Source organism: Curtobacterium oceanosedimentum, from assembly GCF_020297365.1.
GTDB lineage: Bacteria > Actinomycetota > Actinomycetes > Actinomycetales > Microbacteriaceae > Curtobacterium.
The window spans coordinates 65,846-79,453 of the sequence record NZ_JAIXIG010000012.1 but is presented as its reverse complement, the minus strand read 5'-3'; the positions used below and the strand labels follow the sequence as shown (position 1 = coordinate 79,453).

The window sequence follows — 13,608 nt, the reverse complement described above, 5'->3', positions numbered from 1 at the left end:
GGATGGCTGCGAATCAGCCCGGAGTCGCCTGGTGGTCGGGACTCAGGCGCCCGCACCCGCTTCGAGGTGCGCCGGCAGCTGGTGACCCATCCGGTCGCGCTTGGTGTCGAGGTACCCGGCGTTCTGCGCCTGGACGCCGACGACGAGGGGCACGAGCGACTCCACCGCGATGCCGTGCTCCTCGAGCTGCCGGCGCTTCTCCGGGTTGTTCGACAGCAGCCGGACGCTCGTGATTCCGAGGTCGGCGAGGATGCCGGCCGCACCGCCGTAGGCACGGGAGTCGGCGGGCAGCCCGAGCGCGAGGTTCGCGTCGAGGGTGTCGAGACCGTCCTCCTGCAGGCGGTAGGCCTTGAGCTTGTTGATCAGGCCGATGCCGCGCCCCTCGTGGCCGCGCAGGTAGACGACCACGCCGCCCTCCGCCGCGATGGTGTCGAGCGCCGCGTCGAGCTGCGGGCCGCACTCGCACTTCAGCGATCCGAAGGCCTCGCCGGTCAGGCACTCGGAGTGCACCCGGACGAGGGTGCCGTCGGCGGGGAGCGACCCGTCGGGCAGGGGCGCGATGATCGCGACGTGCTCGGCGCTGGTGACGAGGTCGCGGTAGGCGCGCATCTCGAACGTGCCGTGGGTGGTCGGCACGTTCGTCGACACCTCGAAGTGGACCGGGCTGCCGGGCGTGGGGGAGGTCAGCGCGTCGCTCATGTGGTGCTCCGGTCGTTCGTGGGGCCGTCTGCCGACCCGGGTGTCGCGTGGTGGTGCTGCTGCTGGCTCGGCTCGTGCGGGAGCCGGTGGTGCGGGTCGCCCTGCGGTCGAGCGCGGACCAGCAGGTCGGGGCCCAGGGCGGTGGTCGATAGTACGTCCAACCGACGACGGTCCGGCATGCTTCCCACCCCGAGGTCGCCGAGGGCCACTCGGGGTCCGCCGAGCAGGACCGGGGCCACGTACACCAGGTACTCGTCGACGAGCCCGGCGGCGATGAGCGCCGAGGCGACGGTGGGGCCGCCCTCGACGAACACCGAGTGCACGCCGTACCCACGCAGGGCGGCGAGCGAGGCACCGAGGTCGTGGCCGGGCAGGGTGACGAGTCCGCGTGGGTGTCGACGCACGGCGGCGTCTGCCGGGACGGGCCGGTCGCCGAGCACGACGGCGAGGGGCTGGTCGGCGAGGAGCTCACCGGCGTCCCCGCGGGCGGTCAGGCTCGGGTCGTCGGCGAGCACGGTTCCGGTGCCGACCAGGATCGCGTCGTGCGCGGCGCGCTGTTCGTGGACGTGCTGCCGAGCGGCCGCCCCGGTGATCCACTTGCTCGTACCGTCCGGCGCGGCGGCCCGACCGTCGAGGCTCGACGCCCACTTCACGGTCACCCACGGACGCCCGAGCCGCACCGACAGCAGCCAGCGCTCCAGGAACGACTCCGCCTGGTCGGCGAGCACCCCGGACACGACGTCGACGCCGCCGGCGCGCAGGCGATCGGCACCGCCGTGCACCTCGGCACCGGGATCGTCGATCGCGTACACGACGCGGGCGACCCCGGCCTCGAGCAGGGCGAGTGCGCACGGTCCGGTCCGGCCGGTGTGGTTGCAGGGTTCGAGCGTCACGACGGCGGTCGCGCCGCGGAGGCGTTCCGGGTCGACCTTCGCCATCGCGTCCACCTCGGCGTGCGGGGTGCCGGCACCCTTGTGCCACCCCTCGGCGAGGACGTCGCCGTCGGGGGAGAGGAGCACCGCACCGACGCGCGCGTGGTCACCGACGGCGGGCCCGAGGGCCGCGAGTTCGAGCCCGCGGCGCATCGCCCGGACCTCGGAGGGTCGTGCCGTGTCGCTCACGGGCCGAGCCTACCGGCGGGCGAAGGGTGACGTGTCACCACGGCCTGCGGGGTCCCTCAGGACGCGGACGGCCAGGGGAGGTCCGACGCCGGAGCGCCGTCGCTGCGACGGAGTCCGGTCCACGCGGTCGTCGGGCCGCCGTCGCGGTCGGGGATGCGGGCCGTGCCGGTCCCCGTGAACGAGAACCCGGCGGCACGGGCCACGGCGGCCGATGCGGTGTTGCCCGCGTAGCACTCCCAGTAGACGTCGGGTGCCCCACCGGCGAAGGCCCACTGGACGACGAGTTCGACTGCGTCGTGCATCAGGCCGGCGCCGCGGGCGGGCGGCGCCAACCAGAAGCCGAGGTCGCGCCCGGCCGTGCGGTAGCTGATGACGCCCTCGAGCCAGGTCGAGCCGGCCCGACGGATCGCCCAGGTGTACTCGCGGTCGGACGCCCAGCCCGGACCGACGAGGGCGTCGACGAACGTGCGGGCGTCCTGTTCGCGGTACGGCGTCGGGACCGTGGTCCAGCGGACCACGTCCGGGTCCTGGCAGGCGTCGGTGATCGCGGTGGTGTCCGCGCGGGTGGGGACGTCGAGCCGCACCCGCGCGGACTCCAGCGTGACGGGCTGCATCGTCAGCCGCGCGCCCGGGGCACGAAGCCGATGCGGTCGTAGACCCGGGCGAGGGTCTCGCGGGCGATCGACTCGGCGCGGTCGGCGCCGACGGCGAGCAGCCGGTCGAGCTCGGCCGGGTCGTCGAGCAGCTCGAGGGTCCGCGCACGCACGGGTTCGAGCTCGGCCACGACGGCGTCGGCGACCTCGCCCTTCAGGTCGCCGTAGCCCTTGCCCTGGAACGACGTCTCGAGGTCGGCGACGGACGTACCGGTGAACGCGGACAGGATCGAGAGCAGGTTCGTGACGCCGGGCTTCGCCTGCCGGTCCGCCCGGATCTCGCGCTCGGTGTCGGTCACGGCCGACCGGATCTTCTTCGCCGTGCGCTTCGGGTCGTCGAGCAGGCGGATGAGGCCGTTGTCGGACGCGGCCGACTTGCTCATCTTGTTGGTCGGGTCCTGCAGGTCGTAGATGCGCGCGGTGTCGGTGAGGATCCGCGCCTCGGGCACCACGAAGGTCTCGCCGAACCGCGAGTTGAAGCGGCCGGCCAGGTCGCGGGTCAGCTCGACGTGCTGGCGCTGGTCGTCGCCGACCGGGACCACCTTGGTGTCGTAGAGCAGGATGTCCGCGGCCATCAGGATCGGGTACGTGAAGAGCCCGACGGACGCGGCCTCCGCGCCCTGACGCGCCGACTTGTCCTTGAACTGGGTCATCCGGCTGGCCTCGCCGAACCCCGTGAGGGTGTTCAGCACCCAGGCGAGCTCGGCGTGCGCGGGCACGTGCGACTGCACGAAGAGCGTCGCCCGGCTGGGGTCGATGCCGGACGCGATGTACTGCGCGGCGGTCGCCCGGGTGTTCGCCCGGAGCTCGGCCGGGTCCTGCGGCGAGGTGATGGCGTGCATGTCGACGACGCAGTAGATGGCGTCGTGGTCGTCGAGCAGCGTCCTCCACTGCATGAGCGCCCCGACGTAGTTGCCGAGGTGCAGCGAGCCGGCGGACGGCTGGATGCCCGAGAAGATGCGGGTGGTGGTCATGGTGGTGCTCCGGTGCGTCAGGTGAAGCGAGAGAAGAGGGTCAGAGTTCGTAGTCGACGACCACGGGGGCGTGGTCGGACCATCGCTGGTCGTACGCCGCAGCGCGGTCGACCGTGTACTCCGTGACCTTCGCGGCGAGGTCGGGTGTGGCCATCTGGTAGTCGATGCGCCAGCCGGTGTCGTTGTCGAAGGCCTGACCGCGCCACGACCACCACGTGTACGGGCCGTCGACGTCACCGGCCTGGGCGCGGCCCACGTCGACCCAACCGAGTCCGGAGCCGGTGGAACCGTCGGCGCCCTCGACCTCGGTGCCCTGCTCGCCGAAGAAGCGGGAGAAGTAGGCACGCTCGCGCGGCAGGAAGCCGGCTCGCTTGACGTTGCCCTTCCAGTTCTTGATGTCGCGCTGGTCGTGCCCGACGTTGAGGTCGCCCACGACGACGGCGAGCGGGTTGTGCTCGCGGAGCGCGGGCAGGCGCTCGGTCATCGCGTCGAGGAACTTCCACTTCTCGTCCTGCTTGGGGGTGTCGACCTCGCCCGAGTGCACGTAGGTGGAGACCACGGTGACGGTCGTGCCACCGATCTCGTAGTCGGCCTCGAGCCAGCGCCCGGCGGAGTCGAAGTCGTCCGCACCCAGCGCGACACGGTGCACGTGTGCGCTGTGACGTGAGGCGATCGCGACGCCGGCCCGACCCTTCGCGGTCGCCGGGTCGTGCACGATGTCCCACTCGTCGCCGAGCAGCGCCGCCAGGTCGTCGCTCGACGCGCGCACCTCCTGCAGGGCCAGCACGTCGACGTCACGGGTGGCGAGCCAGTCGCCCATGCCCTTGCGGAAGGCGGCGCGGACGCCGTTCACGTTGACGGATGCGAGGCGCAGGCGTGTCATGCAGAACACCTTATCGGCGGGTGCCGACAGCCCTGGACGCCCCCAGGACGGACGGGAGGCACGGTGCCAGCCGGCACCGTGCCTCCTGTCCGTCAGGTGGTCGCGTCCCGGACGCGACCTGCGCGATCAGGCCGCGTCGTGGTCCGTCCCGAGGAACTCGACCAGGCTGTCCGCGGTGGTCTCGGCGTCGTCGCCGGAGACGGTGAGGGTGACCTCGTCGCCGTGCTCGATGCCGAGCCCGAGCAGGGCGAGGATGCTGCCGGCGTTCCCGGACTTGTCGCCCTTGGCGATCGTGACCTGGTGCCCGGACGCCGTCACGGTCTGGACGAAGAGGGAGGCGGGGCGAGCGTGCAGGCCGGATGCGCTGGCGACGGTCACGGTGCGGGTGGCTTCGGACATCGATGAACTCCTGTCGATGGGTGGTGCGCTCATGCTAGCGAGCGCGTGGTGGACGGGTCCGGCGCGCGGTCAGGGTCGACCGGGCCAGAAGACCTCGGTGCCGGCGGCCTCGACCTCGCGCACGAGGTCGAGGTTGACGGCGGGGTCGGTGATGATCGTGTCGATCGCCGCGAGCGGGGCGACGCGGCCGAACTCCTCGCGCCCGAACTTGGTGTGGTCGGCGAGCAGGATGCTCCGTCGAGCGGACTTGATCATGGCGGACTTCACGGCGGCCTCGGCCATGTTGTGCGTCGTCAGTCCGCGCTCCGGGGTGATCCCGTTGATGCTGATGAAGGCCACGTCGACGCTCACCATCCCGATGAGCTGGTGCGTCCAGGTGCCGACGCCGGCCAGCGAGTCGCTGCGGATGTTCCCGCCGAGCAGATGCAGGTCGATGCCCGGACGGTTCGCGACCGCCGAGGCCACGGGGAGCGAGTGGGTGACCACGGTGAGCCCGCGGTCGGTGGGCAGCATCTCGGCCAGGCAGATGGTCGAGGTGCCGGCGTCGATCATCACCGAGCCGTTCTCCGGCAGCTCCTCGAGCGCGGCCTCGGCGATGACCATCTTCTCGGTCTGGTTGATGCCGCCGCGGTCGCCGACGCCCGGGTGCAGGGTGATGCGCTCCACCGGGATCGCCCCGCCGTGGGCACGGCGGACGAGTCCGCGGCGTTCGAGGCTGGTCAGGTCGCGCCGGATGGTCTCCGGCGTCACGGCCAGCAGCTCGGCCAGGTCCTTGACGTCGACCCGCCCGTGCGCGCGCGCCTGTTCGACGATGCGCTGGTGGCGCTCTGGTGCGTACATCGGACCTCGTCGTCTCGGGTCGGAACGGAACGGACATGCTCGGGCACGTGGTCGGCGACGACGACGGCCGCGGTCGATCCGCCAGACGCAAACGGGCATCTGTTTCTGCATTTTTATCCCCGGATGTGTTTGTTTGTCAACGCGGATCGGGGTAGTGTGCTCTCAGCCGCACGGGCGTGGTCCGCTTCCGTGCCGCTGCGCACCGAACGAACCACCCCACCGCAAGCGCGTGTGAGATGAAGGAGTCTCGAATGTCCGAACTGCTCGGCACCGGCGTCGGCCGTGGCGTCGCCCACGGCCCCGTGCTCCGGATGGCTGACCCGCTCGGCGAACCGTCGAAGGACGCGCTCGCAGGGTCGGCGGACGACGCCAAGCAGGCCGTGCACGACGCGCTCGCCGCGGTGGCGGACGACCTCAACAAGCGCGGACAGCTCGCCGGTGGCGACGCCCAGGCCGTGCTCGAGGCGCAGGCGCTCATGGCGCAGGACCCGACGCTGCTCGACGACGTCCACACCCGCATCGCCGCCGGCACCAACGCCGAGCGCGCGGTGTTCGAGGCCTTCGCCCAGTTCCGCGACCTGCTCGTCGGCATGGGCGGCTACATGGGGGAGCGCGCGGCCGACCTGGACGACGTCGCCCAGCGCATCATCGCCAAGCTCCGGGGCGTCCCCGCTCCCGGTGTGCCCGAGTCGGACACCCCCTTCGTCCTGGTCGCACGTGACCTCGCTCCCGCCGACACCGCGCTGCTCGACCTCGACAAGGTGCTGGCGCTCGTCACCCGTGACGGCGGTCCGACCTCGCACACCGCGATCCTCGCCCGCGCCAAGGGCATCACCGCCATCGTCGGCGTGACCGGCGCCGACGAGCTCGCCGAGGGCGTCCACGTCGTCGTCGACGCCGCCGCCGGGACGGTCGTCACCGACCCGTCCGAGTCGCTCGTGGCCGAGGTCGACCAGCGGATCGCGGACCGGCTCGCCGCCGCTGCCGCCCCGCTCACCGCCGGCGCCCTCGCCGACGGCCACGTCGTGCCGCTGCTCGCGAACCTCGGCAGCCCCGCCGACGCCGCCGGCGCCGTTGCTCTCGGTGCGGAGGGCGTGGGGCTCTTCCGCACCGAGTTCCTCTTCCTCGACTCGCCGACGGCCCCCACGGTCGAGCAGCAGACCGAGTCGTACCGCCAGCTCCTCGCGGCGTTCCCCGGCAAGAAGGTCGTCGTCCGCGCGCTCGACGCCGGTGCCGACAAGCCGCTGCCGTTCCTCACCGACAAGGACGAGGAGAACCCGGCGCTCGGTCGTCGTGGCCTCCGTGCCCTGCGGAACCACCCCGAGGTGCTGCGCGACCAGCTCACCGCGCTCGCCCAGGCCGACGCCGCGACCGAGGCCGACCTGTGGGTCATGGCCCCGATGGTCGCCGATGCCGAGGAGACCGAGTACTTCGTCACCCTGGCCCGCGAGCTCGGCATCCGCACCGCCGGCGTCATGGCCGAGGTGCCGTCGCTCGCCCTGATGGCCGAGCAGGTGTTCCAGAACGCGGACTTCGTGTCCATCGGCACGAACGACCTGACCCAGTACACGATGGCCGCCGACCGCATGCTCGGAAGCGTCGCGTCCTACCAGGACCCGTGGCACCCGGCCGTCCTGCGCCTCGTCGCGCAGCTCGGCACCGCCGGGGCCACCGCCGGCAAGGCCGTCGGGATCTGCGGCGAGGCGGCGGCGGACCCGCTGCTCGCCGTCGTCCTGGTCGGTCTCGGCGCCACCACCCTGTCCATGACCCCCGCGGCCCTGGCCGACGTGCGCGCCGAACTCGGTCGTCACACGCTCGAGCAGGCCCGCGAGATGGCGACGGCGGCACTCGCCGCGAGCACGGCGGCGGCCGCCAGGTCCGCCGCGGCCGCAGCGCACGCCGCCTGACCCACCACCCCCGGCACCACCCCTCCCATCACCACGCAGCAGCTCCACCACACAGAAAGTCACCGCACATGACAACGTCGTCCGTTGCAGCGCCCGACGCTCCCGCGAAGTCGCGGGGCGGCGCACGCGTCGCCGTTCAGAAGTTCGGCACGTTCCTCTCCGGCATGGTCATGCCCAACATCGCGATCTTCATCGCGTGGGGTCTGATCACGGCCTTCTTCATCGAGACCGGTTGGACTCCCGTCGGCATCCTCGGCGGGTTCGGAGAGACGGACGGCGTCGCGAACGTCGGCCTCGTCGGCCCGATCCTGACCTACCTCATCCCGCTCGCGATCGCCTTCCAGGGCGGCCGCATGGTCTACGAGACCCGCGGTGCCGTCGTCGGCGCGATCATGGCGATGGGTGTCATCCTCGGTGCCGCCGGCACGGTCATGATCCTCGGCGCGATGATCTGCGGCCCCCTCGGCGCATGGCTCATCAAGCAGATCGACAAGATCTGGGACGGCAAGATCAAGCCCGGCTTCGAGATGCTCGTCAACAACTACTCGGCCGGCATCCTGGGCTTCGGCCTCGCGCTCCTCGGCTTCTTCTGGCTCGCGCCGGTCTTCAAGGCCATCGCCGAGGGCCTGGGCGTCGCCGTCGAGTTCCTGGTGAACAACTCCCTGCTGCCGCTCGCGAGCGTCATCATCGAGCCGGCGAAGGTGTTCTTCCTCAACAACGCCATCAACCACGGCGTGCTGTCCCAGCTCGGTGCGCAGCAGGTCGAGGAGTCGGGCAAGTCCATCCTGTTCCTGCTCGAGGCGAACCCCGGCCCCGGTCTCGGTCTGCTCCTCGCCTTCACCTTCTTCGGTGTCGGCATCGCCCGCTCGACCGCTCCCGGTGCGATCCTCATCCAGTTCTTCGGTGGCATCCACGAGATCTACTTCCCGTACGTGCTGCAGAAGCCGATCCTGTTCGTCGCCGTCATCCTCGGTGGCGCCACGGGCGTCGGCACCAACGTGCTCTTCAACTCCGGTCTCGTCGCCCCGGCGTCGCCCGGTTCGATCTTCGCGGTGCTGACCGCGACGTCGAAGGACAGCTACGTCGGCGTCATCCTGTCGGTCGTCCTGTCCGCCGCGGTCACCTTCGCGGTCGCGTCCTTCTTCCTGCTCGCCAGCCGCAAGCGTGACCTGGCGTCGGGCAACGGTGGCGACATGAGCGCCGCGATGGCGAAGCTCCAGGCGAACAAGGGCCGCGAGGCCAACGCCGCGACCGCCGGTCTGCTCGGCAACAACTCGCCGGCCAACGAGGAAGAGGCCGAGGCCTCCCTCGGCGGCGTCGGCTCGGCGAGCACGGCGACCGCGACGAAGGTCCAGAACCTGGTCTTCGCCTGCGACGCCGGCATGGGCTCGAGCGCCATGGGTGCCAGCGTCCTGCGCAACAAGATCAAGAAGGCCGGCATCGAAGGGGTGACGGTCTCCAACAAGGCGATCGCGAACCTGTCCGGTGACGAGGACCTGATCATCACGCAGGAGGAGCTCACCGAGCGCGCCAAGCAGAAGAACCCGAACGCGCAGCACGTGTCGGTCGGCAACTTCATGAACGCGCCGCAGTACGACCAGGTCGTCGAGCAGCTGAAGAACCAGTAACGCCACAACCAGTAACGAAGTGCAGTATCGGAGGGGACGGGTCTGACCCGTCCCCTCCATCACGTCCTCGAACACAAGGAGAACCCCCGATGCCCGTCCTGCAGGAGAGCCAGATCCGCATCCACACCGAGGACACCGCTCCGACCAAGTCGGAAGCGATGAAGGAGGCGGCCGAGATCCTCGAGGCTGCGGGCGCGGTCACGGCCGACTACTACCCGGCGATGCTCGAGCGCGAGAAGAGCGTGTCCACGTACATGGGCAACTTCCTCGCCATCCCGCACGGCACCAACGACGCGAAGGACGCCATCAAGTCGTCCGCCCTGTCGTTCATCCGCTACGCCACCCCGATCGACTGGGACGGCAACCCCGTGCGCTTCGTCGTCGGCATCGCCGGCGTGAACAACGAGCACCTCGACATCCTGTCCAAGATCGCGATCGTGTTCTCCGACGAGGACGAGGTCCAGAAGCTCACCGACGCCGCCGACACGAGCGCCATCCTGTCGATCCTCGGCGAGGTCAACGAGTGAGCGCGGAACACGGCACCGCCGTCCACTTCGGCGCCGGCAACATCGGCCGTGGCTTCGTCGGGCTCCTGCTGCACCAGGCGGGGTACGAGGTCGTCTTCGCCGACGTCGCCGCTCCGCTCATCGACGCCCTGGCCGCCGCCGACTCGTACACCGTGCACGAGGTCGGCGCCGGTGCCCAGGATCACGAGGTCACCGGATTCCGCGCCCTGAACAGCGCGCAGGACGAGGACGGCGTCGTGGCGGAGATCGCCGCCGCCGACGTCGTGACGTGTGCCGTCGGCCCGAACGTCCTGCGCTTCATCGCGCCCGTCATCGCCCGTGCCCTCGTCGCCCGTGACGCCGGTGCCGCGCCCATCGCCGTCATGGCGTGCGAGAACGCCCTGAATGCCACGGACCGGCTGCGTGAGTTCATCGTCGACGCCCTGCCCGAGGACGGCCGCGACGCCGCCCTGGCCAAGGCCGTCTTCGCGAACACCGCCGTCGACCGCATCGTGCCCGCGCAGCCCGAGGGCGGCGGACTCGACGTCACCGTCGAGACCTACTTCGAGTGGGCCATCGACCGCACCCCCTTCGGTGGCAACGAGCCGGCGATCCCGGGTGCGCACTACGTCGACGGGCTCGCCGCGTCGATCGAGCGCAAGCTCTTCACGGTGAACACCGGGCACGCCACCGTCGCGTACCACGGGTTCCTCGCTGGGGCGGACAAGATCTCGGACGCCATCGCGATCCCGGCGGTGCGTTCCGCGCTCGAGTCCGTGCTCGCCGAGACGAGCGACCTGCTCGTCCGCCGGCACGAGCTCGACCCCGAGGTCCACCGCGCCTACGTGCGGGCGATCATCGCGCGGTTCGAGAACGAGCACCTGCCCGACACGGTGACGCGCGTCGGCCGACAGCCGCTCCGCAAGCTGTCGCGCGACGAGCGCTTCGTCTCGCCCGCCGCCGCGCTGGCCGAGGACGGCACGGAACCGACTGCGCTGTTGGACGCGATGGGTGCGGCACTCCGCTTCGACGTCGCGGACGACGAGCAGAGCGTCGAACTGCAGGCACTGCTGGCCTCGGACGCATCCGATGCCGACGTGGTCACCCAGATCACCGGGCTCGACGCGCAGCACCCGCTGCACGCGGCGTTCGCCGACCGGGTGCGCCAGGCGCGCGCCTGACGACGCCCGCGTCTCCCTGACTGGAGGCCCGTCACCAGCTGGTGACGGGCCTCCAGCTCGTACCGCTCACGGCTACCAACCACGACCTCGGATCCCTCGATGCGTATCGTGGTGAGATCGCCGCAGTCGGACGCTTCGGCTCTCCGGGCGGCGGAGTGCAGGTACAACTGCCGCTGCCGGTCGAGATCCTCCAGGTCCTCGGCGTACTCCGCGAAATTCCTCTGCACTGAGAACAGGACGAATTCATGGATGACATCGACGTGATGCGCGAACTCGCCTTGGCCGAGGCCGCGGGCGCTCCCTTTTGCTGGATGCGGCGGCCGTCCAACGATGCGAACACCCCGTGCATCTACGAGACAGCAGACGTATGGCGGGTCTCCACGACGAACGAACGGAGCACCGAGGAATCTGTCGACGACTACTCGGACCGCTCCGCGGCCGTCGGCGATTTCGTGAGCCGCGTACAAGGGTCCGTACGGTACAAGGAGCTCCGCAAAAAGCTCCTCGGGCACTAGCGCAGGTCTGATGCCCGTTCTGACTGGGCCTGGTCGAGGACCCTTCTGACAGCCGGACGGTCGTCTGCAGGAGGTGCAGATCATCGCTCCCGCCGGTGCGGCGGTCGACGCTGCCCAGTTCCTCGAAGGAGACCCGAGAGCCGGGCTGGGTCCCATGACCACAAGAGAGGCGTTCGTCAAGTGAGGACCACAGCCCACGGCCGAGCGATCGGTGCGGCGATCGGGAATCCCCAACCCGACCCGACGAGCCTCCCTGGGATCCTCAAGGGCGCGAGAGTGCTCCTGCATCACGGTGACGTCGAGACGCGAATCGGAATCCAGTCGGATCCGCTCGCGATCTTCACACGGGACAGGGGTTCTTCCCGAACTGACCCCAAGGGGTTTGGAGTCCTGTCATGACCAAGGACCCTCCGGGAGTGTTTCGCCACTTGGAACTCCTCGAAAGTGTCCTGCGGCGGGCCGGGCACGACCGCGTCGTCGTCGAGCCGCACAAGGTCCAGTACGGCGATTTCGAGACTGTTCGGCGGTTCGCGGTGTCGGAGACCTCGGTGGTCGAGTGGCGCGGAGACCGAGGGACGGGCGCGCTGACAGGCACAGAGTTCGAGTCGGCGGCTGATGCGGAACGGTGCATCGTCGCGGACGCCAGCGGACACCTGCGCGAGGCCCGTGGTCTGCCGGTCGCACATTGGCTCCTCGACCGCGAAGAGGAGCTTCCCGAAGGGTTCGCGTTGCACCCGGACAGCGACGGTGTCGTCCTCCGGTGGGTCGTTTCAGGAGCGGAACACCGAGCCCGGTTCGGCGGCGCGCTCCCGACGGGATCGGCGCTGCTGTTCTCCACCGTGGCGCGCGTGCCCATCGCGGTGGTCGAATCGTGCGCGCTTGCGGCTGATTCCCGCGCAGCGTTCGCCGCAGCAGCGTCTTCGGCCGCACGGTAGGCAGTCCTTGGCTCCCTGCCGAACTGCCGACTCCAGCGCATCGGGCGGGACTCGACTCCGTGTTCGACATCGACACCGCATCGCTCAGGGGCCACGGCCGTTCGATCGAGGTCAGTCGGATCGACCCCGCCTTTGCCTAGTCCGGCGGTGGCCTCCAGGCGCAGATCGTTGATCCTTCGAAGATGTAACGAGGGCCTCCAGCGGCAAAGCAGCAGGTGTTCTTCGATGCGAAGGTTCTCGACCGATGAATTGCGTTCGCGGACCCGTCTAGTGATCACTGAAGCAAGTGGGTTCACAGGATGATTGAGCAGGCCGAGGGTCAGATCACTGCCTTGGCTGAAGGAGCTCGATTAGAATGGCGTGTACGGGGTCCGTACGCAGCGGATGCCATCCGACGGCTTCCTCGAGGCACGGGGATTGACGGCAATGGTGTCACGGTCGGCTTCACGCCAATGAGAACGGAGTAATTGTCGGATGCCTTTTCCTTCTTGGCAAAGGCTTACGCCGCGAACGCTCGCGCCGTGTGGGTCTTCTCCGGGTGAACAAGTGTGGAGCGTGCAGTCCAGAATGACTCGATTCGTCCTTCCGTGGCCCTGGGTGTCCGCCATGCCCGTCTGTCTGCAGACGGGCATGGCCGCGAGCGCGACTCGCCCTACCACTTCTGCGCCTGTATCGGCACGGAGATCCGACCTCGGTTGGCGTCCGACGCTTGTCCGAACGGCGGTGGTCATCCCATGAGTCAGTCGTGTGCTGAACTTCCCCATGCCGCCGAGCTCGGAGCGTTCGTCGGGAATTCCAAACCGGACTGGTCTCGCCTACCCGGCATTCATCGTCAGCCGAAGGAGATGTTCGGTTACGGCAACATCGAGACTTCCAGCCGGGTTGAATCCTGCTCGGACGGGTATCGACTTGTCGATCGGGACCGAGCGTATGAGTCCACAGCGGCGGAGTTCTCGCACGTCGACGACGTCGAGCGCTTCATCGCAATCAGGGATGGCAGCCAACGTTCGTCGGGCCCGTGGTTCCCTGGCAGGGCAACTGCGCCGGACGCCGTGACCTTACAGGCGGACGGTGGTGGCACCTACGTCTTCTCCTGGGGGCACGATGACGTGCACATCGTCCGGGCTTTCGGGATACCGGCAGCGAGCGCGGCGTATCGCCTCGCCTGGGTACGCGCCCTGCCACTCGAGCAGGTGATCGACATCGTCTCCGCGCCCTGGCCGATGGAGTGGCTGGCAGCGCACGGGATGCACACTCAGTGCCGGCTAGGGACTCCCGATGCTCAGGAGTGAGGCGTTCATCAGGTGAGGACCACAGCCCACGGCCGAGCCATCGGTGCGGCGATCGGGAATCCCCAACCCGACACG

The 13,608-nt window shown here is 69.8% G+C and carries 13 protein-coding genes and 1 pseudogene; 7 read left to right on the top strand and 7 right to left on the bottom strand.

Translation table 11 applies throughout. The features are described from left to right. Positions 1 to 42 precede the first annotated feature (42 nt). The 7 genes and pseudogenes from ribA to LEL83_RS07470 form a co-directional block, all read right to left on the bottom strand. A pseudogene (ribA, locus tag LEL83_RS07500) lies at positions 43 to 666 on the bottom strand (GTP cyclohydrolase II); the annotation flags it as partial. Between the two features lie 29 nt (positions 667 to 695). Further along, positions 696 to 1,784 (bottom strand): bifunctional diaminohydroxyphosphoribosylaminopyrimidine deaminase/5-amino-6-(5-phosphoribosylamino)uracil reductase RibD, encoded by a 1,089-nt coding sequence (gene ribD / locus LEL83_RS07495; RefSeq protein WP_225558346.1) that lies wholly within the window; start codon positions 1,782 to 1,784, stop codon positions 696 to 698. 92 nt (positions 1,785 to 1,876) lie between these two features. After that, positions 1,877 to 2,434, bottom strand: a complete 558-nt coding sequence (locus tag LEL83_RS07490) for a GNAT family N-acetyltransferase (protein ID WP_225558330.1) — start codon at positions 2,432 to 2,434, stop codon at positions 1,877 to 1,879. Positions 2,435 to 2,436: 2 nt separating this feature from the next. Further along, positions 2,437 to 3,447, bottom strand: a complete 1,011-nt coding sequence (trpS, locus tag LEL83_RS07485; protein WP_225558329.1) for a tryptophan--tRNA ligase — start codon at positions 3,445 to 3,447, stop codon at positions 2,437 to 2,439. 40 nt (positions 3,448 to 3,487) lie between these two features. Further along, entirely contained in the window at positions 3,488 to 4,330 is an 843-nt protein-coding gene (locus LEL83_RS07480) for an exodeoxyribonuclease III (RefSeq protein WP_225558328.1), read from the bottom strand. A 126-nt stretch (positions 4,331 to 4,456) separates the two neighbouring features. Continuing rightward, entirely contained in the window at positions 4,457 to 4,729 is a 273-nt protein-coding gene (locus LEL83_RS07475) for an HPr family phosphocarrier protein (RefSeq protein ID WP_017888725.1), read from the bottom strand. Positions 4,730 to 4,798: 69 nt separating this feature from the next. Continuing rightward, complete coding sequence (locus tag LEL83_RS07470; protein ID WP_198656311.1) at positions 4,799 to 5,569, bottom strand: DeoR/GlpR family DNA-binding transcription regulator; 771 nt, start codon at positions 5,567 to 5,569, stop codon at positions 4,799 to 4,801. Positions 5,570 to 5,820: 251 nt separating this feature from the next. Between LEL83_RS07470 and ptsP the strand changes: the two genes are divergently transcribed. The 7 genes from ptsP to LEL83_RS07435 all read left to right on the top strand — a co-directional run bounded on the left by ptsP (position 5,821) and on the right by LEL83_RS07435 (position 13,533). Next, on the top strand, positions 5,821 to 7,476 hold the full coding sequence (gene ptsP / locus LEL83_RS07465) for a phosphoenolpyruvate--protein phosphotransferase (RefSeq protein WP_225558327.1): 1,656 nt from the start codon (positions 5,821 to 5,823) through the stop codon (positions 7,474 to 7,476). Between the two features lie 68 nt (positions 7,477 to 7,544). After that, the gene (locus tag LEL83_RS07460; protein ID WP_198656309.1) at positions 7,545 to 9,104 is read left to right on the top strand and encodes a PTS mannitol transporter subunit IIBC; all 1,560 of its coding nucleotides are present in this window, start codon (positions 7,545 to 7,547) and stop codon (positions 9,102 to 9,104) included. Between the two features lie 89 nt (positions 9,105 to 9,193). Beyond that, positions 9,194 to 9,631, top strand: a complete 438-nt coding sequence (locus LEL83_RS07455) for a PTS mannitol transporter subunit IIA (protein ID WP_198656308.1) — start codon at positions 9,194 to 9,196, stop codon at positions 9,629 to 9,631. Beyond that, positions 9,628 to 10,791, top strand: coding sequence for a mannitol-1-phosphate 5-dehydrogenase (locus LEL83_RS07450; protein WP_225558326.1), 1,164 nt, complete (start codon positions 9,628 to 9,630; stop codon positions 10,789 to 10,791). Before LEL83_RS07455 ends, LEL83_RS07450 begins: the two co-directional genes overlap by 4 nt. Positions 10,792 to 11,036: 245 nt before the next feature. Next, a complete protein-coding gene (locus LEL83_RS07445; RefSeq protein ID WP_225558325.1) occupies positions 11,037 to 11,306 on the top strand; it encodes a hypothetical protein in 270 nt (89 codons plus the stop codon). A 395-nt stretch (positions 11,307 to 11,701) separates the two neighbouring features. After that, positions 11,702 to 12,241 (top strand): hypothetical protein, encoded by a 540-nt coding sequence (locus LEL83_RS07440; RefSeq protein ID WP_225558324.1) that lies wholly within the window; start codon positions 11,702 to 11,704, stop codon positions 12,239 to 12,241. A 587-nt stretch (positions 12,242 to 12,828) separates the two neighbouring features. Beyond that, positions 12,829 to 13,533 carry a hypothetical protein gene (locus LEL83_RS07435; protein WP_225558323.1) on the top strand — a complete coding sequence of 235 codons (705 nt, stop codon included), beginning with the start codon at positions 12,829 to 12,831 and terminating at the stop codon, positions 13,531 to 13,533. The last annotated feature ends 75 nt before the right edge of the window (positions 13,534 to 13,608 follow it).